Genomic DNA, 23,771 nt, shown 5'->3' with positions numbered 1-23,771 from the left:
CTATGAGGGCATTTTTCTTGTTAAGATCGTGATTGCATATTGTTAAGTCGTCGTTGTTAAATGGATTTGATTTTCGTTTGAAACCAATAGAGAAATACCAAGCTGATAATGGTAGAATTTTATTGGAATATGTACTTTTTTTAAGTTCAGAATGACTTATTTTGAAACGGTAAGAGATTAATATAATGCTGTTTGGTAATTATGACATTGCCTTTATCGCCACTGCTTATATCTGTTGTGTGAGTGTTTTTAGTTATTTGTGTTTTGCGTGGGATAAACGTTGTTCCATTCGGGGGGAATGGCGTATTTCTGAAAGCACATTACTTTTAATCGCGCTTGCAGGGGGATCTATAGGTTCAGTCATTGGTCAATATGTACTGCGTCATAAAACCTGCAAACAGCCTTTTAAGTTCTATCTTCATTGTGTCGTGGTTTTACAACTGGTTTTAGTTTTGTCACTTTGTTTTGAAGAGGGGCTGCCTTTTATAAGGCAGCTATTTATATCGGTATGATTAATATTCGCGATTAAAGTGCTTAAAAAAACAGATGCAACTCTTGGAAATAGTAACCTTGTTTTGGCAAAGCTGTTATTGCCACATCACCATAAAATATCAAGATTTCGATGGTAGAGTTTCTACGATATATCGGCAATAAAATTGCGTATTAAAAAAAATATGATCATATAATTTAATTTGTGTATACTAACCATAGGTTGCGATTTTTTGTTGCCGTGGAGACCGTTATGGTTAGAAAACGTATATCCAAATGCACAGTATTGGTTTTGTTCGTTTATTTTGTTTCTCTATGCATGATGGAATCAATTGCTTTATCTGATGATAAAGCTTGCACTTCGATACGGATCAATGGGGCGTCAGACTGGTATCCTGTTTTGATGCACTCAAAAGATACAAATAAACATCATGGAATTGCAATGGATGTTGCCCGTGAAGTCTTTAGGCGTCTGGATGTCCCGATATCAGATGAACCCCTTGTTCCTTGGAAGCGTATGATACGCCAATTGAATAAAGGGGAACTCGATATTTTGCTTGGTGCGTATTGGACACAGAAACGTTCCTCTATTTATGGCTACACAGAACCACTGATTAAAGATGAGGTCGCCGTTTTTGTGCGAAAAGGTGAAGAGTTTTCATTGAATAAGCTCGAAGATCTCATTGGGTTTGTAGGGCTTCGTCCTATGGGGGGATCTTATGGTGAAGAATTTGATCTCTTCGCTAAAAAATCCTTGGTTATTCACGGCGTCAAAGAGGACGGTACTCTTGAGTTATTACTTTCTGGGCGGGCAAATTATGCTGTCTTAGGGCGATACGATGGAATTGCAGACCTACGAGAAATGGGGAGTTTGGAACGTATAACAGACCTTCCCTGGCCGGTGGCTTCGAATAATGTTCATTTTATGATGAGCAGGCTCTCCCCCTGCTATTACCTTCTGGATGATATTAATAGAGTTATCCGTGATCTCCACAAAGAAAAATTTATCGAACAACTTGAAGCTCAATATCTCGAGGTCAATTAAGGACCTGTTTGATTTGCAATCGTTTTGTGAGGTTTTTGGGGATGCCTACAGATCGTTTCAAGCAGTGATACCAGCTAAATACATCTGGTTCGCTGAATTTTTTAATTTCCCACAAGCAACAAACCGGGGCGTAAAGGCTAAGGCCTTTGTTCTTTCTTTAGGATGCTATTCAGGCAGAACGGTCAACGCGATATCAACAATAGACGTTATGGTTTCTCTGCTGGCGTTTGCGCGACCAAGAACGCCGAGGGCGAGGGATTGAGCCGAGAAAAACTCAGCAAGTGCCTTTGCATCGACCTCAGGGGGAAGTTCCCCTTTTTGCTGGGATTTTTCAAAAATTTCAATAAAGGCAGATCGGCGATTTTGATCATACTTTTGGCCGATTGCTTCCATTTCCGTGTGCTGTGAAGCGCCTTGAACCAAGCTGTTGACCACAAAACAACCGCTTGGGTTATTTTTATCAAGCATAGAGTGGGCGACATTATTTAGAAAGTTCCGGACACGGACTTTTAAGGGGTCGTTTGAGTTGCGTAATTCATCGATAGCCGGTGAGCCAAAGCTATTATTGTAATGGGATAAGGCTTTCTTATAGAGAGATTCCTTATCGCCAAAACAGGCGTATAATCCCGGTTTGGCCATCCCTGTTTCATTGACAAGATCAGTCATGGAGGTGCCATCAAAGCCTTTGTTCCAAAAGACTTTCATCGCAGTTTCAAGAACTGTTTCCGGGTCCATTTTCCGAGGGCGACCGCGTCCCATGGTTTCACCAACGTATTTTATTTTTACCGATCGGTATTTTAACAACTTCCTGTAATCCCACAAGCATCAAGTTGTGGGTGGGTCGAGAGGAGAAGCATTTGAATATTAAAATACCATACGGTATTTTAATATTGACAATAATGTTGTTCTTCTTATTTTAATACCTATCGGTATTTTAATGTAATTTTGAGGAAAAGATAATGAGCAGAATTAAAGGTAAAGTTGCTTTGGTTACGGGTGCAAATCGTGGAATTGGTCGTGCATTTGTCGAAGAACTGTTGGCTGCGGGGGCTGCAAAAATTTATGCTACGGCCCGGAACACAGAAAACCTGGCGGCTTTGGTTGAAGGGAATGAAGACAAAGTTATTCCTGTTGCGCTGGATGTTAACAAATTGGAAGCGATCGAAGCCTTGGCCGTTGAATTTAAAGACATTGCGCTTTTGATCAACAATGCTGGTATAGCTCGGTTTGCTGGTTTAATTTCAGCAAAGTCTGTTCAGGATGCGCGTGATGAAATGGAAACCAACTATTTCGCGCCACTAAATATTATCCGTGCTTTTGCCCCGACTTTGAAAGAAAACGGGGGCGGTGCGATTGTAAATATCTCTTCGGTGGCAGCGTATGTTAATTTCCCGATGTTGGGATCTTATTCGGCCTCTAAAGCTGCTGTACATTCCCTCACGCAAGGGGTGCGCGCTGAGCTTGCAGCACAAGGTACTCACGTTGTCGGTGTTTATCCCGGCCCGATTGATACAGATATGACGGCCAATATCCCACTCGACAAGACGTCACCCAACGTTGTCGCCAAAGAGGTTCTGAACGCTGTTGAACTAGGCCTAGAAGATGTGAACCCGGATCCTATGTCTGTTGAGTTTTCTGCGAATTATTTCAGTGATGTGAAAGCACTGGAGAAAAATGTGGCGACAATGCTTCCAGAGTAAATCAGGCCCAGAGTAAGTATAGCCAAGATGTAGGTTAAGCTCTGGTGGATCTTGGGTTTCCCTTTGATATTCTGCTAATAAGGTCCTGTCATACAAAGATATAGGTTAAAACATATATATATATGTGACAGGACCTCTTAGTACTCGATAGCAAGATTTCTGATGTTACTTTTGATCTATGGCATGGCTTATTATCGATAGCTCATCAAGAAGGCCTGATGCTAAAGAGATATTTTGCGCTGACCCGGAGATGGCAGCTTCTGTGTTGGCTTTGATTTCACGAATATCATCCGTAAGACTGTTAAATTTTTGCAACTCAGTATTAAAGTCGGAAAGTTGAGCACGGGTCCCGCTCACAAGAGATGACATCTGCCCACTGGTTTGTTGTGATCTTTGGGCGTCTTTCTGGGTTTCTTGCTCAGTATTTGTCATGGTTGTTTCAAGAGACCGGATCCCTTGCGTTAAATCCTTGAGGCCTTCGTTTAAATTTTCGACCAACGCATTTACTTGCGTAGCTGACTTTGAAACATTTGTTGCCAAATCCTTGACTTCGTTAGCTACAACGGCAAAACCTTTACCGGATTCACCAGCCCGAGCGGCTTCGATTGTTGCGTTAAGGGCAAGCAGATTTGTTTGTCTGGCAACTGTAGCAATATCATCTGCAATGGCATTGATTTCATTAAAACTTGCATTGAATGTAGCGATGTTGTCTGCCAGTTGTGAGCTGTTTTCACGACCAACAGTCATTTCATGATGGATGGTGGAGAAAGTATTGCTCATGGCGGCAATAGTTTCACCCATACTCTCGAGGCTAGCCTCGCTGCTTTGCATTTGCTGGATCAGACCGTCAATGTTGCCTGCGAAATCTTCAGCTTTTCCAATAAGCTCTCCGATAAATTGGGTTCGTTCTATAGATGTGATATTTACCTTTTCGGCGTTACTTTTGATATTTGTACCTTTGGTGATTGCAGAAGACAGGGGAGTGGTTAAACCATTACCTTGATCAATTGCATTACTCAGGATGGTCGTGTTCTTGATGCTGTCCAGCTGGTCATCATGGCCAGAGTTGATAGTCGTCATTGAGCGCTCGATTTCAACCGTCTGAGCTTGTAACTCATCCAAGGTGGCCTGGTGATGTTTTGTATGAGCCACAGTCGTTATCAAACTGGATACACTGGAAACAATATAGGGGACGCAATAGGTGAGAATGACTTTTGGAATATCTAAAAGGTTTTCACCAAACAGAGCTTCCCATTGATTGATCACGGTTAATATTGATCCTGCGGTCAAAGCCACGAGGAGGGCACGATGCACCAGATCTTTTTTGCAAAGAATTCGAATATAAGAAAGTTGCATGTATCACCCAAAGTTATAGAACAGCCTATGAAGCTAAGTTAGTTATTATTGTTAGAGAAAGCTTGATTGAGAAACATTTTACGACGTTTTTTTATGAAAAATTTCAAAACGGCTAGCAATATCAAACCCCAATATACTCTCAGGGTAAATTATGCAGGAACGCGGAGATCTTACTAATAAAAAGGTTGTGAAGGATAATTATTAAGCTAACGAAGTTGAGGGGTGGGGGGATACCAAGTCCTTGACAGGGTTAATTCCTGCCGGAGTGACATTAAGTTAATCCCGGTTGCGTCGATCGACCTGATCCCAGCCGGAAAGAGCGCTCGGGATCATCAGGTCCATAAGTTGGAAAGAGTTTTGACAGGCACGGTGCAGGTTGGCTTCGAAGTCTTCGCTGGCGCTGTCAGAGGATGAGTCGGACAGGGCGCGGATTACGACAAAGGGGACATCGTTGAGATGACAGGTGTGGCCAAAGGCGGCGCCTTCCATCTCGGTGGCGAGGGCGGCAAACTCGCGCTGCAACCAGCGGAGTTTTTCCTTGTCCTGTACAAAGGTATCGCCCGAGGCAATGGTACCGAGCATCAGGTTGGGCGCACCTTCTACGCCTTCAAAGGCTTGGTCAAAAGCAGTGGTGGCTTTGCCTACCAGGTCGGGTTCGCATTCTATCAAGCGATCCCGGCCGGGGGTTTCGCCGTGGCGGCGGCCAAAGGCGGTGAGGTCCATATCGTATTCGACCACATGGCTGGCAACGATGATGTCTCCGGCCTGCATATTGGGCAGCAATCCCCCGGCGACACCGCTGAAAACCATTTTTTGAGGTTTGAAAAGATCAATCAGCATTTGAGTGCAGATGGTGGCATTGACCTTACCGATACCAGATTGAGCAAGTGCGATTTTTGCGCCCTTATAGTTCCCTTGGGTTACTATGATGCCCGCGTGGGTACTTTCGGTAGTGTCTGTTAACTCTCCTAGCAAAAGCTGAACTTCTTCGCTCATTGCGCCGATAACGCCTAGCATCTGCTTCTCCTTAACTGGCAGGTTTCCTTGTACTGTACATTATTGAGGTTAAGGGAATAATAAATTAAGCCTTTCAGCGGAGCGCACAAGGCGACAGGTGCTTTATTTAAAGCGACTTAAGAGGAGATTAGAGAGACGCCGGGTAGTTAACTCTTGGGTTTACCTTCAATCTTTATGACTTTATCAAAATTTTTGATGGCATGAGACGTACGTTTCCCATCGACACTAAAAAAGGCGATTACAGTGAAATGTAATTCTTGTTGGCCAGCCTGTTTAGGTCTGATCTCCCATTTCCATTCAGTATTCTGGTTTTTAAAAACGGGTTGTTCTGCTGGGCCACGAGGGGTGATTTTAAAAGCATCACCAGAAAGAAGTACGGCCATTGTATCGTTGATTTTCACTTTTGATCCGGTCTTTAGGGCTTCATTCGCTATAGATAGTTTTAGAAGTTCTATCGTACCAGCCAAACGCAAAGACACTTTTACCTGTGCAGTGTCATTGGTTTTTTGTTTGGGTGGAACCTGGACGTTGACTTTGTCGAGTTCCATGGTGCTCATAAGCTGATCTATTTGGCGAAGGTGTTCTGGTCTGTTTTCTTCGCCGATGCTTATTTCGACTTCAATTGATTTTTTCTTATCTTTGGTGGGCTTTGTTGATTCAAGGTAAAAGAAAAGCAATAAGGCTGCCATAACAAGGGCAAGGAACCCGCCCCCGGCGCTGATAAAAATTTTAGGCGTGCCTTTCATGTTTAGCTCCATTTATTGCCATCTAGGCAAGAGGCCCGTTGTCTTAAGCAACTGGTCGAATAAAAAGTTACACCATGGCCTTTTACAAGATAATATAGAGAAATTCCTATTTGTTTCTTAATGTTATCTCAAAGATGTGAATAGGTACTTAAAAATACAATCACTGGACGTTATGCTGTTGAAGTGTCGTTTTTGATCATAATTCCTGTTCGTAAGGTTTATAGTATTTTTAGGATACAAGTTTATTGAATAAAGTGATTCAAAAGGAAAACGGGATGAAAAAAACACAACAACAGAAATTTGAAATATTTAAATCTCTTCATGAAAGAGAAGGCACCTTTTTGATCCCGAATGCCTGGAACGCTGGAACAGCAATGATGTTGTCGTCATTGGGATTTGATGCATTGGCTACGACCTCTGCTGGATTGGCTTTTGCCCTTGGGCGTTGTGATGGCGTTGCAGCCTTGACGCAAGGTGAGACCTTGGATAATTGCCGGGAAATTGTGAATGCGACGGATCTGCCGGTTTCTGCTGATCTGGAAGAAGGATTTGGTGCTTCTCCGGATGACTGCGCAGAGACCATTCGCCTTGCAGCGGGTGTTGGGCTTGTTGGTGGATCTATAGAAGATGCCACTGGTAACCCTCTCAACCCGATTTTTGAGTTTGAGCAGTCGGTTGATCGTGTGCGTGCTGCCAGTGAAGCCAGTCGGGATCTTCCGTTCCTTTTGACAGCGAGAGCGGAAAATTATCTGCATGGCAAACCTGATCTCGACGATACCATTCGCCGTCTGAAGGCTTTTGAAGATGCCGGGGCAGACGTACTCTTTGCGCCGGGGTTGCCAGATCTGGATGCGATGAGGGCCGTATGTGAAGCCGTTGGCAAGCCCGTGAATGTTGTTATGGGACGTGGAGGGGCAACCTACACCGTCGATGATCTGCGTGCTGTAGGTGTAAAACGTATATCCGTGGGGGGATCTTTTGCCCGTGCAGCCTTGGGGGCTTTTATGGCCGCAGCCAGAGAAGTGAAAGAGCACGGAACTTTTGATTATGCTTCAGATGCCTTGTCGCACAAAGAAACCAGTGATTTTATGGTACAACCAAAGAAACTCTAATTTGTAGGTGATTTATGGCCCTGTTCTTATGGAACAGAATGGGGTAAGCACTTAATTATTGGATTAAAGAAACCTGTTTAGGCGAGTACTTTCGGTTTTTCAGGCTATGTTAAATTTTAACAACGTTTTTTATTCTCTCTGAAGTGACGCACGAAAAGTCACATGAAAATCCACATTAAAATTTGGGTCAATGACTAAAGAAAACAGATATGAACAATCAGGCCAATAAGGTCGAAAAACCGCTACCAACTAATCCAGATGTGATCATTATGGGTGCTGGGATTGCGGGTGTTTCCGCGGCGCGTAAACTTATGGATAATGGTTTAAATGTTCTTGTTCTGGAGGCACGTAATCGTATTGGCGGTCGGGCTTATACCGAGAGCGAAACCTTTGGCATGCCTTATGATCACGGTTGTACCTGGTTGCATTCAGCTGATGTGAACCCGTTGTCGCCTCTGATAGAACAAACGCCGGGGTTTGATATTTTTGATCATGGCGCACTCGATGAAAAATTTTATTGTACGGGCCGTCTCGCAACGGCTGATGAACAGACGAGGATCGAACAGGCAGAGGACGCGCTGTATGATGATCTCTGGGCATACGACGCGAAGACCAGAGGAGATATCTCCATTTATGACTTGAGGCCGCCGCAAAACCAGTGGGATTGCTTGGCGCATTTGCGTAAGGGAGAGTTTGAAGCAGGTCAAAAAACCAACGATCTATCGGTTGTTGATTATCAAACCCAATATGAAACTGGAACAGAATGGTTGGTGCCTCAAGGTTTGTCTGCGGGGATTTTTGCGGCCTTGGGGAACGTGCCAGTCAGGCTAAACACCCAAGTGAATAAAATCAGGTGGGGGCGCAAAGGTGTTTCTTTGGAAACCAGTCAAGGGGTGGTGGAAACCAAAGCTGTTGTTGTTACTGTACCCACAGAGATTATTGCCGATGAAACCTTGAAATTTGAGCCACAGCTCCCCGCTGAGAAGAGAGAAGCTTTTTCGCAATTACCCATGGGGGTGTTGGACAAAATCACCCTGCAGTTTAAAGAAGAGTTTAATAGCCTCTATTCGGATTTGAATACCATCACAGCTTATGTTCAAGAGGCAGGCAGTAACAGCAGTAATGGTAGTAACCGTGGTTACGGTCAGGGTGGGTGGCAGGACCACTTTATCCGCCCCTTTGGTCAAGCGCTGGATACCATGTTCATTGGTGGACAACTGGCCCGTGATCTTACTGCTGAAAAAGATGCCGATCGTCTTGCGTTTGATATGGCATTGAACTCACTGGCCGGAATTATGGGAAACGATATCAAAAAACTTTTTGTGAAGGGACATTTTACCAAATGGCACGCGGACCCTTGGGCACGAGGTGGGTATGCCTATTCTAATATTGGTCATAATCATAAACGCGAAGTGGCGCGACGGCCTGTTGAGGGGCGTTTGTTCTTTGCCGGGGAAGCTTTACATGGCAAGTGGGCGTCAATGGCTCCCGGGGCATATTTAACCGGGCAACAGGCCGCAGAGGAAGTCCTGAGTGCGCAAGGATTATCCTCTTCTTGAGGCTCAGCGTGTAGGTGAAAGGCGCAACACAGACACAGACATTCGTTACAGTCCAGATTAAAACTTAAAATAATCCAATAAGATATTGAAAGATTTATAAATATGTCCTGGTTCGAGGAAGCTATCCATCCTGAAATTCGCCAGTCTATCCGTATTGATCGGGTTATTTTTGAAGGCCAAACAGACTTTCAGAACGTATCAATCTTTGACAATAATCTACTGGGCCGCGTGTTGGTTCTTGATGATGCGGTGCAAATCACTGAATTTGATGAGCACATCTATAGCGAAAGTATGGTGCATGTTCCCATGGTTTCCCACCCTGCACCCAAGCGCGTTTTGATCATCGGGGCTGGCGACGGTACCGTCCTGCGCGAGGTCCTCAAGCACGAAGCATTAACCCAGGTTACGATGGTTGAAATCGATGGTGCTTTGGTTAAGATATGTCACGAACATTTAAGCGATATCCTGCACGGTGCTTTTGATGATCCGCGCCTTAATCTGATTATTGGTGATGGGGCCAAATATTTACGGGAGAGTGATCAAGAATTTGATGTCATTATTATTGATTCGACTGATCCTGATGATAATTCCACAGCGCTTTTTACCAATGCATTTTATGGATATGCCAAGGCGCGTTTAGCGAAAGGCGGCATTATCGTTGCCCAGGCTGGTTGTCCGGCCTATCAGCCGTCTATACGTACCCACATGAATGAGCGTATGCACGCGCACTTTACCTTTGGTGGCTTCTACCATGCCGCAGTGCCGACTTACATTGGCGGCTTGCATGCCTTCTCTTGGGCGAGTGATGCGCACGATCTCAATGACATTGCCGAAACCAATCTCAAAACCAGTAACAAGAATATGACGCAAAACCTCTCCACACGCTACTATACTGAACGCTCTCACAAGGCCGCGTTCTATATGGAAGCATGTCGTTAGATATAAGGGGCCTGATCCTCGGCCTTTGTTCGCTTTTTTGATCTATTGCTTGGCTAACCAGATTTTAGCTAACTTTTGTGCTTCTTGAAGCTGTTCTTGTGTCATTTCCTTGGCAATGTCATTACGCATTTCTGCGGCCATGAGCTGTAGTTTTTTTGCGTCGTCGATTTTTCGTTCTGAAATGATGTTTAACCATTTATGGGCATTGACCAGATCCTCGGTTATGAGGAAATATATGCGTCCAGCTTGAAGCTGGGCCAACAAATGACCTTGTTCGGCTGCCAATTCATACCACTGTGTTGCAGCCTTTAGATCCTGCTCTGCCCCCAACCCCTTACTATACATTTCCCCCAAAGCATACTGAGCCTCTACTTCTCCTTGCTCAGCAAGGGGTTTGTAAAGGGCATAAGCTGTTTGGTAATTCTGGTGTTTAACGGCCTGTTTCGCATCCTTTAGGTCATCCGAAAATGCGGGGGCCATGAAAGTAAATGTTAACAGTAAGGTCGCGAGAAGTTTATACACTTCAATTCTCCGGATTATGATGATTTTGCTTGGGCATGTTACGCGCGCTGAGTTCGTTAGGCATGCTATATGAAATAAGTTATTTAAGGCTTGGCTTCCTAATCAGATTAGGCGTGGTGTGGGAAATCATGCCTATATCTTAATCAGAGATCAATTATTGATTTTTCTAATGATATTGCGCCTGAACCTTTCTTATTTAAATTCCTATATGAGATCCTTGATATTGATGATCTTATATGATTGTTGATAATTATTTTAAATAAATCTTAGGCTTGACAAAATTATCGTAAAACAATAATTAATATTCAGTAAATGTGAATTATTGTTTAGGATAAATTATAATGTTCAAGTTGTTGTCTCCCTTTCTTGCGCCCTTTTCCCGATTGCTCGCGATTGGGTTTATTTTGTTAAATGGCGCTTTGTGGTTTGGGGTAGAGTATGCTGAATTTCCTGCTCGCGCCTATTCGGGCATGGTCGAAACAGATTTTAATTTGGGGTTAAATAACCGGATATTTGGCGCACTTATATCTTCAGTTCATCTCGGTGTCCTTGCTTACGGACTTTGGGCAGTTGCGAAAATTTTCAGCAGGTTGAATGAAGGGAAATGGTATGTTCCTGAATTTAGCCAATGCCTTCGTCGGTTTGGTCTGTCGCTTGTTGTGTTTACGTTGATGATTCCTGTGGTACAGGCACTTATGAGCTTGGCGTTGACCTATGACAATGAGATTGGAAAACGTATGATTATGTTGGATGTGGATGCCTCTACTGCGCCCATCAGTTTTGTTCTTCTCCTGATCGGGGTTTTACTTTCGCTTATGGCCAGTGTTCTGGTGCGGGCGCGGGAAGTTGCTGAAGAATACGAGAAGATTGTTTGATTATGGAATTTGTAAAAACCGTGAATGATGTAAACCCCGGTAATGGTGACAAAATCATTGAAAAAGAAATAGTTGTAACCTTGGATGTAATGCTGGCGAAGCGTAAAATGCGATCTAATGAATTGGCCAGCCAGGTGGGAATAACAGTCCAGAACGTTTCATTACTTAAATCAGGCAAGGTTAAAGGCATCCGCTTTAGTACCTTGCAGAAAATCTGTGAAGTTCTTGATTGTCAGCCGGGGGATATTCTCAGTTTTGAATAATTTTGTGACGCGTCGGGTCTTGCCATGGTGTTGCTGCAGGGCTGCGTTGCAAAAGTGGGGCTCTTCTCAGTGAAGAGAGGGGTGACTTATGGCTTCGGCTTGATTATAACAACAATAAAATTCAATCCACCCACAGACAAACATATGAATGTTCGAACATGATCAAAATTTTTGGCCATCTGGCTCCTGACACTGACGCGACGTGCTCTGCTCTGATTTGGGCATGGTATCTAAAGGAAATCAAAGGCCAGAATGCCGAGGCCTTCGTTTTGGAAACCCCAAACACCGAAGCACAATTTGTTCTTAAACGTTGGGGTTTTGATATGCCTGCGACGCTTGGTAAATTGGAAGCTGGTGATGATGTTGTTATCGTCGACACCAATAACCCAGACGAACTGCCAAGCAATGTAAATGAAGCCAATATCATAGAGATTATTGATCATCATTTACTGGTTGGCGGGATCAAAACAAAACAGCCAATTAACATTACGATCAAGCCTGTTGCATCAACTGCCACAATCATGATTGATCTTATCAATCATGCGATGAGAAAAGCGCCTGCACCGATCAAGGGATTGATGCTGTCATGTATTCTATCGGATACTTTGGCGTTTAGCAGCCCAACAACAACGAAGACTGACATCAAAAAAGCCAAAGAACTTGCAAGCAGCTTAGGGGTAAATATAAAAAATTACTCCGAAGAAATGTTCGCGGCTAAATCAGATGTATCACATCTCTCTGATGTTGAGCTCCTGCGTCTTGACAGCAAGAAGTACGACGTTGGTGATGTGAAATTCCGGGTATCAGTTCTGGAAACTACGAGCCCAGAGACGATCTTTGCGCGCAAAGAAAGCCTGATTTCTTCGATGAGCACGGTTGCCAGTGAAGACAGCGTTGATCAGGTTCTTCTCTTTGTCGTTAATATTCTTGAAAAAGAAGCAACCTTGTTGATTGCCAATGATGTCGTGAAAGCGGTTGCCGAGAAATCTTTTGGCGTTACGGTTACTGGTGACAGTGTTGTATTGCCGGGTGTGGTTTCGCGTAAAAAACAGATTATACCAAGCTTGGCGGTTTAATCTTTTCCATTCAGTTTCGTTAAGAAGAATAAAAAAAGGGCAGGTATCTAATAAGATATCTGCCCTTTTTGTGTATCAGTCTTTAGTTTTTTATTCGGTGTTAGTATTAGTTTGTTGAACTTTTTCTAGAGCATTTTCAAAGTTTTCACAGCGTCGCTTTGGGGCGCAGAATGGTATTGGATATCAATAATCCTGCTGAGATTGCAAGGGCAACGATGAACATTTGCATAAACTGATCCATACCTTGATCTGTTTGCCCGGAAGCGGCGTCAATAAGTCCCCTAAAGCCGATAGAGCCACTGACCAATACAGTAATCGCGGGGATGAGGACGATTGAAGTTGGCCGCCCGGTCAGCCGAACCCAAGTGTTGGCAAACATGCCTGCTATTACAGCGCCAAAAAGAGTACCAAGGTCCGCCGAAAGTAAAGTACTGCTAATAATAACGCCGCCATAAGAAAGGGCGCAGCTGATAATCACCCAGATAAAATCCCGCAACAAGGTTTGGTAGGCAAAGCAAAGGCCGAGAAATAACAGTGCAATAAATACCCACGTATCAATTTCAGAAGAACCCGTATCAATAACCGTTGTCTCGGTTGTCCAGAGCAGACCAATAGTGGCCATGCCAAGCCAGGCTCCGGTAAATTGTTTGATCAAATAAACCAGCCCGCCCATCAAGCGGGCAGAGCCTGCGACAACATGATTTTCCACGATTTCAATGATCCCGGCGGAAACGGCAAAGCCAGGAATGAGAATGACGATAGCAGAAAGAGTGATCACGCTGTCGTTGACCTCGGGCAGGAACAACTTGATCCCAGCGGCGCAGAACCCTGCAAAATAGGCAGATACAAAGGGCAAAGCATCAGAAAACCGTTCACCTCGTCTATCAGCCAGGACCACGAGAAGATATACCGCCAGGCTGAGTAGACCAGAGAGGCCAATATCCCATAGGTTGCCCTGAATAAGTCCAGAGAAACCGATACCGACTAAGAAAAAACTGAGGGCGTAAGTCAAAACACCCCAGGGGCTGGGCATACGATCGATTTCATCCAGTCGGAGTGTTGCTTGATTGAGCGTAAGGCTGCCTGAAACCACCTTATCCACCAAATCTCCGACATAGGCGAGCTTGGCCATGTTATAGCCGCCAACAGGAACCGGTGCGATATGAGTGCGCTGCCATAATTGGTCGCGCTGTGAAAAGGCAAAGGTTATTTCTGAGGGGGTTGAGCGAAAAACTCCATTGTAGCCCAAGGCATCGGTTACACGATTAAGAAAAGATTCAAGCCGTGCTGCCGATGGACCATAACCATGCACGGCAGTTCCAAGCCTAATAATAAATCGACATGCTTCTTCGTATGTTGGGTCATCGGTTATACGACGTGATTGGGAGCCAAGGCTGGGACTATCCTTGTTACTGGGGCTCTTTCCTGCAGGTTTTTGCCCCTTACGGGATTTAGAGAGCGATTTGGTTCTTTTGGCCATGCCGTCGTGTTTCTGTTGTTTTGTGAGGTTGGGAGTACCGGTTATTTTTTGGGGTAATAGTCACGCAAAATCTTGCGGAGTCAATTTTCAGAACGGATCTGCCAAAGTGATGGTGACCATAGCGAATATCATAGGTTAAGGGAATAACTTATCTGATAAAGGCGAGAGTACGTACTTTTAGATCGCAAATCCAAAGAGCAGCAAGTCTGAATAGTAAAATTCGGTTGTTTCCATAATTATGTAATATTTTACTTGAGCTTGGTTATCCCACTCAAAAGCCGGCCCAGAATATCGGCGCCCGTGATAATTCGTCTGTCTTCGCCCCAGATAAGGACGACATCTCGGTCGACAACATCATCGCCTTTGTAAGTCGCTTGTACCTCGAATTGTTGTAAAATGTGACCAAGTCTTTTTGACGAATCACGTATGACAATTGGGCGATGACAGTGTTGCTCTGGCTGAAAACTATTCTCGTCCAAAAGGGCGCTACGCAGATAAGCATCAGTATCAACCACCATAAACGGTTGATCTTTTTCGTTCGTTAGAACTGCCCATTTTTTACCGGAAGAACGGAGTTGCCCCAAGAAGACACCATTCTTCTCTCCTGCATCAGGGGGAAAGATGACTTCTTGGCCACGGAATGGCATCTGGATGATACTCCGTTGATCAACGGGTTCGCCCTCTTGCGAGGCACTAATATCATCCAGTCGTAAAAAATTAAGCGCTCCAAGACCTTCAATACGACCCAAGTCCGTTTCATCTGCTTCCATGTGCTGGCGGATCATTTCCCTGACCCCTCGTTCACGTAGAAAGTCCACGCCTTCTTTCCCGAGCCATTTGTCTAAAAACATAGCAACGGGTTTTGCCAAAGGATAAAGGAGCAGTTGGTATGCTCTCAACACTGGCGCAAGACGTGCCCCGATAATCAGGGCCTTTCGAGAGAAAAAAGCTTGAGGGAAGATCTCACCAAATAATGTAATTATGATCGTTGAAAAAAGAAAAGCGCCAAAACCGGTCATAACTGAATTCGAAAGCAGAGTCAGTAGGACGTTGATACTGACATTCCCCCACAGGATTGTCGTGAGTAGAAAATTAGAATCAGACCGTAAATCCAAGACCCTTTGTGCTGCGGCATTACCAGTCTCGGCCTCAACTTCCAGGCGAAGCCTGCTCACGCTGAAATAGGCGAGATTGAGGCCTGAGAACATTGCAGACTGACTAAGACAAAATAAAATACCCAGCCATGTAAAGCTCTCAACGACAACAGCGTTCATAAAAACCTCTTCAAAATTGTCTCGATCTCAAAAAAACAAAAAATTATGATATCTGCCACCATTATCACTTTAAAGAGGTTTCAAAAGTGGGCAATCAAAAAGTCTTTTGAAGTGTTATGGATTTATGAGAAATATTTTCGTAATTAATATCTAATTAGTCACAAATTTTATACTTAAAGCATTGTATTTTATATTTATTATTCTTAATTTTTATTTAGCTTGATCTTTTCGTTAACCTTTGGTTAATGTTTGGTCCGTGTGAAAATAAGACCGTTCCTTTGAGCGGCCTGATATCTTTTTTCGCAGAGTACTGAGCTTTATATCAGTGTGTTTGTGGGGTGCTGTTTTTGCCTTATGTGACCTTAGGCAATACAGAATACAGAAAACAGAAGTTTTTGGGGGGAAGTAGTGGTAAAGCGGATTATGACCATGGATGGTCGTGCAACGCGTACTGAGTTTTGGATGATTCACCTATTCTCTTATCTTGTATTGATTGCAGGTATCGCATTCCTGAGCGCTCCACAGATAAAAATACCATTGTACATGATTAATCCAAATCTTGCGCTTGGCCTGTTTGTCGCTTTGTTTTGCATATGTGTTGCGAGCCAAATACTTGTTGGTATTCGCCGTATCCACGATTTGAATATCGGCGGTTGGGCCTATGGCATAACCATGATCCCTTTGGTTGGCTTTGCAATTTATTTCCTATCCGCAGGTTTCTTGAAAAGCCACCCCAAAGACAACCGCTACGGACCAAGCCCTGTAAGGTAATAATCCGGTAAGGTGATAATAAAATCGTTGGTGAAACTGTTTTATTTGATTCTATTCAATTTAGTGTTGAGAACGTCACTGATTAGATAATCAAGCCCGGTTATTTTCAATTAGCTCAATACGATAACCATCGGGATCTTCGATGAAGGCAATGGTTTCACGTTCACCGGTTTCATCCGGCGCGACTTTCATAGGGCCGGGCGCGCGGGTGACCTTGACACCCAGGCTTGTGAGACGTTCGCATGCACCATAAATATCTATAACTTCAAGCGCGACATGCCCGTAACCCGTACCGTGTGAGTACGCTCCTTGATCCCAATTGTATGTGAGTTCCAGCACTGCATTTGAGGTTTCGTCACCATAACCAATAAAAACAAGGGTAAAGCGAGCGTCACTAAAGGTTTCTCGGCGCAGTTCGTGCATCCCAAGCGTATCGCGGTAGAAGGCTATGGAACGGTTAAGGTCAGTGACCCGAACCATGGTGTAGAGAATACGTGATGGCACAACGGCCGGGGCGTCTGTATTTCTCATTATTAATTTTCCTGTACTTGGATATTTGGGTGATGAGATTGGTGGATTTAAGGACGTCCACCAATTCCCAAATATGTCATTAAATTAAACGCTCAAAGGAGGTTTATTTACAAACTTTACCACTGTAGCGGATGAGGCCTTGAAGCTTTGGAAGGTCGACTAATCCGTAACTGCTGAAATTACCTTTGTAATCTTTAAGAGAACCGGATGTGCTGGCCTCTTGTACGTGGTAGGTGATTTCGATCATGTACTGACCTTGCTTACCAACAACATTTGTCAGGATGCCAAGATCTTTGGTGTGCATAAAACCGCCGTCTTCGGTCATGAAGTAGTGTTCCATGTCCATTTCAAGGCCTGTTTCTGTTTCTCGCTGTCCAGTAACTTTACCTGCAGCACTAGAAACGGACCCGGTCAGTGGCGCAATAATGGTGATGGTGCCGTCCTCTTGAGGGACAAAGTTGGGCATACCAACACCACCGATAACTATGCAAGCTTCTTTATTTGTTGTTGCAGCATAGACCGGAGCTGAAACAAGGCCTGTAAATGCCGAGAAAGATGACAGAACTAGTCCAAGAGTCAAAGTTTTGAACATATAAGTATTCCTTAAAGGATGTCAGTTATTACGATGAGGGGAGGATCGATCCCACTGAAGGGGCGACAAAGAACGCATGTTCTTTTTGGTAATTATTTGCCAATGCTCTTTTTGGTAATTATTTGAGAGTGTAGGTAATTACCTTGGCTGGAACTTCTGTAGATGCGTTAATGATGCTAGCACCTGATGCTTTGGCCGGTATGGCGAAAGACTTGCCGGCGATAATGCGTTTGGTTTTGCCGCCCTTGGTAGTGAACTCAATAATACCTTCTGCCACGATCCCCAAAATAAGTTCACCTTCGGTCGGGTTAATAGAGCCAGCTGGCAGTAAGTTGTTTTCAAAAACATCAACCTTGCTCACCACTTTATCTACGATATCGATGGTAGGCAGTGTCCGACGGTCAATTGTTTCTGTCGGTTGATCCAAAAAGACAATAAAAGGTTCTCCTTCTTGTTCCAAATTAAAGTCCAGGAAAACGGCTTCTTCAGTTGCAGATGCATTGTCAAAGCGAACGATCTTAGGGCCTACGGGTTCATAAAATGCATCACCTGCACTTAGGAACTGAGGCTTTCCCCCTTCGATCTGGTAGATAATCTCACCTTTGGCAACATAACCAACGGCTGGAGCAGTGTGGGTATGAAGAGGAGCAGTTTGGCCGGGTTTAAAGTGGAAATCACCGACTTCAACCTGAACAACATGGCGAGGTTCAAACTGAGCGGTTAGTAGTTTAGTCGAACTGGAGGTTTCTCCTGCTTTAGCAAGCTCGATAAAGGCAATGCTTGCTGAAAGTGAGGCTACAAGAACGGTACTTAAGGTAATAGTATGGAAATTATTGAAGATCTTAGCCATGTCAAAATTCCTTTTGTTTAACGAACTCTTGTTCGATGTGTTGAGTAGTTAATGTTTGCAATATATCGATCGTTATATTTTTAAATATAGTTACAGTTATTTCTTAGTCAACACTAAAATATACCAATCGTTATATTTTAGTGTTGGTAATTTTTAAGTCACTAAATATTTTCAATTAAATCAAATGGATAGATTGAATTTATTTGACATATTATAAAGTATGAAATTTGAAATTCATTGATGGATTTGGAAAAATTTTGAAGCAAAATCTTGTTTACATCTTAAAAAATGCCTGACTAAGCTGTCGTAAAACTAACTCAATAAGACTTTCATAGGTACGCTCCAATGTTCTTTAAGTTTGCGACGGTTGTTATTGTCCTTATGGCTCTGCCTTTTCAGACCCTGGCGCAATCATCTGAAAAAAGCAGTCATTATGTACGGTATGAATATTTAGGTGAAACGCACTATGGGGTGTTGTTGGGTGAGGAAGTAAGGCAACTACGTGCGGGTATATTTCCCTTATCTGAAATGACGGATAAAAAACTGGCCCTTGATGATATCAAGCTGCTTCCACCAAGCGATGCTGGGAAAGTCTTTGCGGTGGGGATGAATTTTGCCTCTCATATAGCTTCGGCCTCAAAAGCGCCACCACCGATGTTTTTGAAGCTGCCGAGTTCCCTGACTGGACACGAACAGGTCATCACGGTGCCAAAGGATGCTGGAAATGTACATTTTGAGGGCGAGCTCGTTCTGATGATTGGTAAGCAAGCCAAGAACATTTCAGAGCAAGAGGCTGGGGAGCATATCTTTGGCGTTAGTGCTGGCAATGATCTCACCGAACGTTCTTGGCAGGGCAGTGATCTTCAGTGGATGCGATCCAAGGCCAGTGATGGATTTGGTCCTGTTGGCCCGAGTGTCGTTACGGGACTTGATTGGAACAATTTGCTTTTAACCACGCGTTTGAATGGAGAGATCGTACAACAGGAAAATACCAACCACATGATTCACAAACCGGAAAAAGTAGTGAGTTATTTAAGTCAGTATTTCACGCTTGAGCCCGGTGATATGATTTTTATGGGCACGCCAGGGCGCACATCAGCACTCAACCATGGTGATGAAGTCTCTGTTGAGATTGAAGGCGTAGGGCTTTTAAGGAACCTTATTGAATGGCCTTAAGGCTTTAAGAAAATTATTTTACAATTGTCTCAGTTGGCCCAAATATGCCAGTTGTTTTGCCGTCGATACTTTTGACATTTTTCCGACCCCAGTATTTTTTAACACCTTCGGGGCCCATGTCAGCGTAGTAGGGCAAGAGTTCTTCTTCTGCGCGACTTTTAATAAATTTCATGTTTGGTACTCCGGTGCCGCAAGATGTCTGGATAAGATCAATGGTCATATCAAATATCTGGCGGCTACCAGCGACCTTTGGGAAATCAGCGAGGGATGTTTCCCATTCAAGATCATGGGGATGAATAACTTTGGCTTGCCCATAAACGCGGAGGATCAAGGCTGCGCCTTCAAAGGCACAGAACATTAAGGTCATTCGGTTAACATCGAGCAGATGTGCAGCAGTTTCATTACCGCTCCCACTCACATTTAGCCAAATGATTCGACTTTCATCAATAATGCGCAAGCTATCCAAACCCTTGGGTGAAACGTTTACACATCCGTCTTTGCCCGCAGTCGCAACAAAAAACATTGGCTGACGTTTGATAAATTCGCAATGAGTCTCGCTCAGTTTCGTCAGCTTTGCCATGTTTTTTTATTGTCCTCTATTTTAGTTTATAGTTTACTGTTCATGAGAACATATAGAGAACAATTCTTCAAGTAACTTTCTGTGGTGAATGAATTTGATGTCAATGGGGTCTTAACCTAATACCAGAGTGTACTGGAGCGTTTTTGACTTTTAAAAGCACGAATGGATAAGAAGAAATCAATTCACAAAGTTTAAAGTTTTAGCTGCTAAGCTTCTTTTGCTCGTGGGTTATGGTCGATTTGAGGAACAAGTCTTGAGGTTAAACGATTAATTACACATGACAGAGTTTAAGCAGACGCCATCAAATTTTGAGCCTGATAATGAGGCTGTTCTCATACTTGAGAAAAAAAATATTGGTTTTAGTAGACAGATCAAAGCCGTCTTCAAAAAAAGATACCTGCGGAATATTTTGTTTGTATCCTTTTTTATTGCAATCATTTTTCCTCTTGTCGATCGATATGTCATTTATCCACTTTTTTTTGATTTGATCATCGAAAATACTGAGGAAGAAGCAATTCGGTCAGCGCGCCTATTGGTTTTGGAGCTCGAGGTCGGGCCTGAAAGAGGGGACTCTCATTCGTCCTCAGATCATTTTTTACACGACCCAGAAGACATGATTAAAGCCCTTGGTTTAATGAAATTCAAGGTTTTCGCCCCCACGGGAGAAACGATTATTTCAACTGATGAAGTCGACGTTGGAAAATTGAATAAAAATGATTATTTTTTTGATATTGTTGCCAAGGGACATGTTTTTACCAAGCTCGTGCGTAAGGACACGCTGAGTCTAGAAGGGGAACTTGTTGGTCAGGACGTCGTCGAAACTTATGTCCCTATCGGGGGAGGCGAGGGAGAGCAGGCATTTCAAGGCGCAATTGAAATTTACTACGATGTTACCGAGCGGATGACAAAAGTGGATCATTTGCTGAACATTACTTTTTATATTTTAAGTGCGGTCGCTATAGGGCTTTTATTTCTTGTTCTTTGGACGCTGCGTTCAGCAGTAGTGGTTAGTATCGAAAGGGATATCGCAGATACTGCTTTGGTCGAGGCGAACAGTAATCTTGAAAAAAGAGTTTTAGAACGGACCCTGGAACTAAATCTTGAAAAAGAACGGGTTGAGTTAGCCAGCCGGACGAAGTCTGAATTTCTTGCTAATATGAGCCACGAAATTCGCACACCCCTAAATGCCATTATTGGGTTTTCTGAAGCCTTGCAGCAGGAAATGTTTGGTCCTTTGGGCAGTGATAAAAATGCTGAGTATATTTCTGATATTCGAAGATCTGGTGAATTTCTTTTAGAGCTTATAAATGACATTCTGGATATATCTAGGATTGAAGCGGGAGAAATGGAAGCTGACTTTGAAGAGGTCGATATCAAGGAGGCGACTGAAGCGGTATTATTTTTCGTAAAAGAGCGAGCAAAATCCAATAGGGTAACAATTAATACCGAGTACAGAGTTGAAGACCTTCATGCCTTTGTTGATAAGCGTCAGTTCAAGCAGATAATACTTAATCTTTTAACAAATTCGATAAAATTTTCAAATCCCGGCGGGAGTGTTTCTGTGAGGCTTGGGATGGTATCGGATGGTGGTTTTTCAGTCACAATATCCGACACAGGTATTGGAATTGCTGAAGATTACCAAAGTATGGTGATGGAACCATTTGGACAAGTCGCGGGGAGTATGGTTCGAAAACACGAGGGAACAGGGTTAGGTTTGCCTATTGTAAAAGCTTTAGCTACCAATCACGATGCTGAGTTTTTATTGGAAAGCACCGTTGGTAAGGGCACCACTGTGACAGTTATATTCCCCAAAAAGACCGTGTTGAGATTTTAAGGCAACCTCGTATCAATAATAGGGTTGGTTATTTTGGAATTTTTTTTGAAGGAAGGTGATTTCTTCAATTTTCTCCATCAAGATACTGTAAATATTGTAGTACTTTAAATGGTAATGAGATTTTTTTGTGAAAATTTGCTTACTGTGAAACAAAATCAGTAACACAGTAATTTATGAAGTTGCTCAAAAGCGGTGGCAGTTCTAGACCCTGTTTATGGGCGAGAACGATTTGTGTTGGATCGATATCTTCTTTTATTTCCAACGTAACGACTTGATGGCCGTCATAGGTGTTTGCGTCATTGCGGCGCATGGTCAGGAGAGAAAAACCAAGCCCATGGCCTACTGCACTTCTGACCGATTCAAACGACGTTGAGCGAAAAGCGATATGGGGTGTGATTTGGTAACGAGCAAATATTGAATAAAAATATTCTCGACTGCCGGGCGCATCAAATAACACATAAGGCTCATCGGCCAGATCTTTTAAACTTATGGATGTTTGAGCGCTCTTGCTGTGGTTCTTTGGTACAATTACGTAGGGTTTAGGTTGAGAGAGAAGATTCCAGCTAAGTAAAGAGGGATCTAACCCCAGATCGTACAGAATTGCCAAGTCAATTTTTCCATTCAATAACTCTGTAACCAACTCGTTTTGAAGGCGTTCGTGCACTTCGATATTAATGTTTGGGTAAAGCGTTTGGTAGGTACTGGATAACCTTGCTACATGGAAGGGGGCTATAGATTGAAAACAACCAAGTCTAAGTGTTCCCTTAAGATTAGCAGAAATATCCACGACATTTCTCTCAACTGTTTGGGCTGTGAGGATGAGTTTTCGTGCTTCTTTATAGAAAGCACGCCCTTGAACCGTGAGATCCATGCCACGCGCATGCTGACGATCAAAGAGCTGTAAGCTTGTTATGCTTTCAAGTTTGTCGATGGCTTGGGCGATGGCTGGCTGGGAGATGTTCATAACCCGCGCGGCTTGTGCTATGCCGCCGTTTTCGGCAACCGCAATAAAGTAGCTACATTGTTTTAGTGTAAATTTAACCATATTTTTCTTATCCTTTACTAACATAATACAAGTTTTTCTCAAGGATAGAAGTCTTGTATACTTCTTATCTGGAATTAAATTGGGAGCAACTTTCGATGGCATTGGCTGATATTATAGATTTAGATAGATACCCTTTAACAGATTTAGACTTTCAGGGTCGGTGTCGGCAGACTGTGGATGAAACAGGCGTTCTTGTTCTTGATAACTTTCTGTCCGCGTATGCGGTGGCACTTGTTCAAAAGGAGGGCGAGGATCATAAAGAACAGGCTTATTTTTGCACCCAAGAACACAATGTATATTTGGCGCCGTCTGACCCCCAATATTCAGAGGAACATCCGAGAAACCAAAAGGTGATTTCTTCTAAGGGCTGTATCACTGATGATCTTATCCCTATGAACTCCCCGTTACGGGTTTTATATGATGCAGAGAATTTTCGGTCTTTTTTATGCACTGTTTTAGGCGAAGAAGCGCTTCATAATTATGCGGACCCGCTCTCGTCTATCAATTTGCATTACGCAAAACCCGGACAGGAGCTTGGCTGGCATTTTGATAATTCTTCATTTGCTACAACTCTGATGATACAGGAGCCCGAAGCGGGTGGCGCATTTGAGTATGTCGAAAAATTACGTGACGCAGATCAGAATGAAATGAATTTTGAGGGCGTGGGAAACGTATTAAAAGGAGACGTCCCGGTTAAAAGTCTTTCCATGGGAGCAGGGGCGTTGGTGCTTTTTCGCGGGCGAAACGCGATCCACAGAGTGGCCCCGGTTGAAGGAACCAGAACACGGATGCTTGTCGTATTGGCATACAACTCAAAGCCGGATATCGCGCTTTCAGAATCTGCCCGAATGACCTTTTACGGTCGGCTGGGTTGAGTTCTTGGGCTTGATGATCGCGGGCGCTGAATTTTTGATTGAGGCGGGCTAATAGGAGGCTTGA

25 protein-coding genes are annotated in these 23,771 nt (G+C 43.6%); 13 read left to right on the top strand and 12 right to left on the bottom strand.

Annotated features, from left to right (window positions below; genetic code table 11):
- Positions 1–185: 185 nt before the first annotated feature.
- Together ACFSKO_RS08335 and ACFSKO_RS08330 are read left to right on the top strand one after the other, a co-directional pair.
- Positions 186–512 carry a DUF1294 domain-containing protein gene (locus tag ACFSKO_RS08335; protein WP_380250394.1) on the top strand — a complete coding sequence of 109 codons (327 nt, stop codon included), beginning with the start codon at positions 186–188 and terminating at the stop codon, positions 510–512.
- A 230-nt stretch (positions 513–742) separates the two neighbouring features.
- Positions 743–1,534 (top strand): substrate-binding periplasmic protein, encoded by a 792-nt coding sequence (locus ACFSKO_RS08330; protein WP_380250392.1) that lies wholly within the window; start codon positions 743–745, stop codon positions 1,532–1,534.
- 165 nt (positions 1,535–1,699) lie between these two features.
- On the opposite strand, the gene ACFSKO_RS08325 is transcribed toward ACFSKO_RS08330, so the two are convergent.
- Positions 1,700–2,293, bottom strand: coding sequence for a TetR/AcrR family transcriptional regulator (locus ACFSKO_RS08325; protein ID WP_380250390.1), 594 nt, complete (start codon positions 2,291–2,293; stop codon positions 1,700–1,702).
- 200 nt (positions 2,294–2,493) lie between these two features.
- Between ACFSKO_RS08325 and ACFSKO_RS08320 the strand changes: the two genes are divergently transcribed.
- Positions 2,494–3,234, top strand: coding sequence for an SDR family oxidoreductase (locus ACFSKO_RS08320; protein WP_380250388.1), 741 nt, complete (start codon positions 2,494–2,496; stop codon positions 3,232–3,234).
- Positions 3,235–3,399: 165 nt separating this feature from the next.
- Here ACFSKO_RS08320 and ACFSKO_RS08315 read toward each other — a convergent pair whose 3' ends face one another.
- From ACFSKO_RS08315 to ACFSKO_RS08305, 3 genes are all read right to left on the bottom strand, one after another.
- Positions 3,400–4,590 carry a methyl-accepting chemotaxis protein gene (locus ACFSKO_RS08315; protein ID WP_380250386.1) on the bottom strand — a complete coding sequence of 397 codons (1,191 nt, stop codon included), beginning with the start codon at positions 4,588–4,590 and terminating at the stop codon, positions 3,400–3,402.
- A gap of 276 nt (positions 4,591–4,866) precedes the next feature.
- Complete coding sequence (locus ACFSKO_RS08310; RefSeq protein WP_380250384.1) at positions 4,867–5,607, bottom strand: 5'-methylthioadenosine/adenosylhomocysteine nucleosidase; 741 nt, start codon at positions 5,605–5,607, stop codon at positions 4,867–4,869.
- 146 nt (positions 5,608–5,753) lie between these two features.
- Complete coding sequence (locus ACFSKO_RS08305) at positions 5,754–6,353, bottom strand: hypothetical protein (protein WP_380250382.1); 600 nt, start codon at positions 6,351–6,353, stop codon at positions 5,754–5,756.
- 275 nt (positions 6,354–6,628) lie between these two features.
- Between ACFSKO_RS08305 and ACFSKO_RS08300 the strand changes: the two genes are divergently transcribed.
- From ACFSKO_RS08300 to speE, 3 genes are all read left to right on the top strand, one after another.
- Entirely contained in the window at positions 6,629–7,465 is an 837-nt protein-coding gene (locus ACFSKO_RS08300; protein WP_380250380.1) for an isocitrate lyase/PEP mutase family protein, read from the top strand.
- 209 nt (positions 7,466–7,674) lie between these two features.
- Entirely contained in the window at positions 7,675–9,024 is a 1,350-nt protein-coding gene (locus ACFSKO_RS08295) for a flavin monoamine oxidase family protein (RefSeq protein ID WP_380250378.1), read from the top strand.
- Positions 9,025–9,126: 102 nt separating this feature from the next.
- The gene (gene speE, locus ACFSKO_RS08290) at positions 9,127–9,963 is read left to right on the top strand and encodes a polyamine aminopropyltransferase (RefSeq protein ID WP_380250376.1); all 837 of its coding nucleotides are present in this window, start codon (positions 9,127–9,129) and stop codon (positions 9,961–9,963) included.
- Between the two features lie 42 nt (positions 9,964–10,005).
- Here the strand turns inward: speE and ACFSKO_RS08285 are convergent, their stop codons facing one another.
- The gene (locus ACFSKO_RS08285) at positions 10,006–10,485 is read right to left on the bottom strand and encodes a tetratricopeptide repeat protein (RefSeq protein ID WP_380250374.1); all 480 of its coding nucleotides are present in this window, start codon (positions 10,483–10,485) and stop codon (positions 10,006–10,008) included.
- A 341-nt stretch (positions 10,486–10,826) separates the two neighbouring features.
- Between ACFSKO_RS08285 and ACFSKO_RS08280 the strand changes: the two genes are divergently transcribed.
- The 3 genes from ACFSKO_RS08280 (at position 10,827) to ACFSKO_RS08270 (ending at position 12,699) form a co-directional block, all read left to right on the top strand.
- Positions 10,827–11,360, top strand: coding sequence for a DUF2975 domain-containing protein (locus ACFSKO_RS08280; RefSeq protein WP_380250372.1), 534 nt, complete (start codon positions 10,827–10,829; stop codon positions 11,358–11,360).
- A 2-nt stretch (positions 11,361–11,362) separates the two neighbouring features.
- Complete coding sequence (locus ACFSKO_RS08275) at positions 11,363–11,623, top strand: helix-turn-helix domain-containing protein (protein WP_465262313.1); 261 nt, start codon at positions 11,363–11,365, stop codon at positions 11,621–11,623.
- 158 nt (positions 11,624–11,781) lie between these two features.
- Entirely contained in the window at positions 11,782–12,699 is a 918-nt protein-coding gene (locus ACFSKO_RS08270; RefSeq protein ID WP_380250370.1) for a manganese-dependent inorganic pyrophosphatase, read from the top strand.
- Positions 12,700–12,844: 145 nt separating this feature from the next.
- On the opposite strand, the gene ACFSKO_RS08265 is transcribed toward ACFSKO_RS08270, so the two are convergent.
- The gene (locus ACFSKO_RS08265; protein ID WP_380250368.1) at positions 12,845–14,179 is read right to left on the bottom strand and encodes a threonine/serine exporter family protein; all 1,335 of its coding nucleotides are present in this window, start codon (positions 14,177–14,179) and stop codon (positions 12,845–12,847) included.
- Between the two features lie 248 nt (positions 14,180–14,427).
- Positions 14,428–15,453 carry a DUF21 domain-containing protein gene (locus ACFSKO_RS08260; RefSeq protein WP_380250366.1) on the bottom strand — a complete coding sequence of 342 codons (1,026 nt, stop codon included), beginning with the start codon at positions 15,451–15,453 and terminating at the stop codon, positions 14,428–14,430.
- Between the two features lie 408 nt (positions 15,454–15,861).
- On the opposite strand from ACFSKO_RS08260, the gene ACFSKO_RS08255 reads away from it, so the two are divergent.
- Positions 15,862–16,224 carry a DUF805 domain-containing protein gene (locus tag ACFSKO_RS08255; protein ID WP_380250364.1) on the top strand — a complete coding sequence of 121 codons (363 nt, stop codon included), beginning with the start codon at positions 15,862–15,864 and terminating at the stop codon, positions 16,222–16,224.
- Positions 16,225–16,314: 90 nt separating this feature from the next.
- On the opposite strand, the gene gloA is transcribed toward ACFSKO_RS08255, so the two are convergent.
- The 3 genes from gloA to ACFSKO_RS08240 form a co-directional block, all read right to left on the bottom strand.
- The gene (gene gloA / locus ACFSKO_RS08250; RefSeq protein ID WP_380250362.1) at positions 16,315–16,755 is read right to left on the bottom strand and encodes a lactoylglutathione lyase; all 441 of its coding nucleotides are present in this window, start codon (positions 16,753–16,755) and stop codon (positions 16,315–16,317) included.
- Between the two features lie 103 nt (positions 16,756–16,858).
- Positions 16,859–17,347 carry a hypothetical protein gene (locus ACFSKO_RS08245; RefSeq protein ID WP_380250359.1) on the bottom strand — a complete coding sequence of 163 codons (489 nt, stop codon included), beginning with the start codon at positions 17,345–17,347 and terminating at the stop codon, positions 16,859–16,861.
- A gap of 118 nt (positions 17,348–17,465) precedes the next feature.
- Positions 17,466–18,197 (bottom strand): cupin domain-containing protein, encoded by a 732-nt coding sequence (locus tag ACFSKO_RS08240; protein ID WP_380250357.1) that lies wholly within the window; start codon positions 18,195–18,197, stop codon positions 17,466–17,468.
- A gap of 345 nt (positions 18,198–18,542) precedes the next feature.
- Here ACFSKO_RS08240 and ACFSKO_RS08235 point away from each other — a divergent pair, with 345 nt between their 5' ends.
- Positions 18,543–19,373: a fumarylacetoacetate hydrolase family protein gene (locus ACFSKO_RS08235; protein ID WP_380250355.1), complete on the top strand. Its 831-nt coding sequence runs from the start codon at positions 18,543–18,545 to the stop codon at positions 19,371–19,373.
- Positions 19,374–19,386: 13 nt separating this feature from the next.
- Here the strand turns inward: ACFSKO_RS08235 and ACFSKO_RS08230 are convergent, their stop codons facing one another.
- Positions 19,387–19,953 carry a pyridoxamine 5'-phosphate oxidase family protein gene (locus tag ACFSKO_RS08230; RefSeq protein ID WP_380250353.1) on the bottom strand — a complete coding sequence of 189 codons (567 nt, stop codon included), beginning with the start codon at positions 19,951–19,953 and terminating at the stop codon, positions 19,387–19,389.
- A gap of 277 nt (positions 19,954–20,230) precedes the next feature.
- Here ACFSKO_RS08230 and ACFSKO_RS08225 point away from each other — a divergent pair, with 277 nt between their 5' ends.
- On the top strand, positions 20,231–21,787 hold the full coding sequence (locus ACFSKO_RS08225) for a sensor histidine kinase (RefSeq protein ID WP_380250351.1): 1,557 nt from the start codon (positions 20,231–20,233) through the stop codon (positions 21,785–21,787).
- Positions 21,788–21,926: 139 nt separating this feature from the next.
- Here ACFSKO_RS08225 and ACFSKO_RS08220 read toward each other — a convergent pair whose 3' ends face one another.
- Entirely contained in the window at positions 21,927–22,832 is a 906-nt protein-coding gene (locus ACFSKO_RS08220; RefSeq protein WP_380250349.1) for a LysR family transcriptional regulator, read from the bottom strand.
- Between the two features lie 95 nt (positions 22,833–22,927).
- Between ACFSKO_RS08220 and ACFSKO_RS08215 the strand changes: the two genes are divergently transcribed.
- Positions 22,928–23,707, top strand: coding sequence for a HalD/BesD family halogenase (locus ACFSKO_RS08215; protein ID WP_380250347.1), 780 nt, complete (start codon positions 22,928–22,930; stop codon positions 23,705–23,707).
- Positions 23,708–23,771 lie beyond the last annotated feature (64 nt).

Origin of the sequence: Kiloniella antarctica (assembly GCF_042682825.1) — a bacterium.
GTDB classification, from domain to species: domain Bacteria; phylum Pseudomonadota; class Alphaproteobacteria; order Kiloniellales; family Kiloniellaceae; genus Kiloniella; species Kiloniella antarctica.
The sequence above is the reverse complement of the archived record's forward strand: the minus strand, read 5'-3'. Positions and strand labels throughout refer to the sequence as shown.

What these genes read in the sequence shown, in the direction of transcription:
- ACFSKO_RS08230 (WP_380250353.1), bottom strand. Translation starts at nt 19,953, where the DNA reads ATGGCAAAGCTGACGAAACTGAGCGAGACTCATTGCGAATTTATCAAA.
- ACFSKO_RS08265 (WP_380250368.1), bottom strand. Translation starts at nt 14,179, where the DNA reads ATGGCCAAAAGAACCAAATCGCTCTCTAAATCCCGTAAGGGGCAAAAA.
- ACFSKO_RS08335 (WP_380250394.1), top strand. Translation starts at nt 186, where the DNA reads ATGCTGTTTGGTAATTATGACATTGCCTTTATCGCCACTGCTTATATC.
- ACFSKO_RS08270 (WP_380250370.1), top strand. Translation starts at nt 11,782, where the DNA reads ATGATCAAAATTTTTGGCCATCTGGCTCCTGACACTGACGCGACGTGC.
- ACFSKO_RS08330 (WP_380250392.1), top strand. Translation starts at nt 743, where the DNA reads ATGGTTAGAAAACGTATATCCAAATGCACAGTATTGGTTTTGTTCGTT.
- ACFSKO_RS08240 (WP_380250357.1), bottom strand. Translation starts at nt 18,197, where the DNA reads ATGGCTAAGATCTTCAATAATTTCCATACTATTACCTTAAGTACCGTT.
- ACFSKO_RS08305 (WP_380250382.1), bottom strand. Translation starts at nt 6,353, where the DNA reads ATGAAAGGCACGCCTAAAATTTTTATCAGCGCCGGGGGCGGGTTCCTT.
- ACFSKO_RS08315 (WP_380250386.1), bottom strand. Translation starts at nt 4,590, where the DNA reads ATGCAACTTTCTTATATTCGAATTCTTTGCAAAAAAGATCTGGTGCAT.
- ACFSKO_RS08260 (WP_380250366.1), bottom strand. Translation starts at nt 15,453, where the DNA reads ATGAACGCTGTTGTCGTTGAGAGCTTTACATGGCTGGGTATTTTATTT.
- ACFSKO_RS08320 (WP_380250388.1), top strand. Translation starts at nt 2,494, where the DNA reads ATGAGCAGAATTAAAGGTAAAGTTGCTTTGGTTACGGGTGCAAATCGT.
- ACFSKO_RS08300 (WP_380250380.1), top strand. Translation starts at nt 6,629, where the DNA reads ATGAAAAAAACACAACAACAGAAATTTGAAATATTTAAATCTCTTCAT.
- gloA (WP_380250362.1), bottom strand. Translation starts at nt 16,755, where the DNA reads ATGAGAAATACAGACGCCCCGGCCGTTGTGCCATCACGTATTCTCTAC.
- ACFSKO_RS08280 (WP_380250372.1), top strand. Translation starts at nt 10,827, where the DNA reads ATGTTCAAGTTGTTGTCTCCCTTTCTTGCGCCCTTTTCCCGATTGCTC.
- ACFSKO_RS08235 (WP_380250355.1), top strand. Translation starts at nt 18,543, where the DNA reads ATGTTCTTTAAGTTTGCGACGGTTGTTATTGTCCTTATGGCTCTGCCT.
- ACFSKO_RS08310 (WP_380250384.1), bottom strand. Translation starts at nt 5,607, where the DNA reads ATGCTAGGCGTTATCGGCGCAATGAGCGAAGAAGTTCAGCTTTTGCTA.
- ACFSKO_RS08295 (WP_380250378.1), top strand. Translation starts at nt 7,675, where the DNA reads ATGAACAATCAGGCCAATAAGGTCGAAAAACCGCTACCAACTAATCCA.
- speE (WP_380250376.1), top strand. Translation starts at nt 9,127, where the DNA reads ATGTCCTGGTTCGAGGAAGCTATCCATCCTGAAATTCGCCAGTCTATC.
- ACFSKO_RS08215 (WP_380250347.1), top strand. Translation starts at nt 22,928, where the DNA reads ATGGCATTGGCTGATATTATAGATTTAGATAGATACCCTTTAACAGAT.
- ACFSKO_RS08275 (WP_465262313.1), top strand. Translation starts at nt 11,363, where the DNA reads ATGGAATTTGTAAAAACCGTGAATGATGTAAACCCCGGTAATGGTGAC.
- ACFSKO_RS08225 (WP_380250351.1), top strand. Translation starts at nt 20,231, where the DNA reads ATGACAGAGTTTAAGCAGACGCCATCAAATTTTGAGCCTGATAATGAG.
- ACFSKO_RS08325 (WP_380250390.1), bottom strand. Translation starts at nt 2,293, where the DNA reads ATGGGACGCGGTCGCCCTCGGAAAATGGACCCGGAAACAGTTCTTGAA.
- ACFSKO_RS08220 (WP_380250349.1), bottom strand. Translation starts at nt 22,832, where the DNA reads ATGGTTAAATTTACACTAAAACAATGTAGCTACTTTATTGCGGTTGCC.
- ACFSKO_RS08245 (WP_380250359.1), bottom strand. Translation starts at nt 17,347, where the DNA reads ATGTTCAAAACTTTGACTCTTGGACTAGTTCTGTCATCTTTCTCGGCA.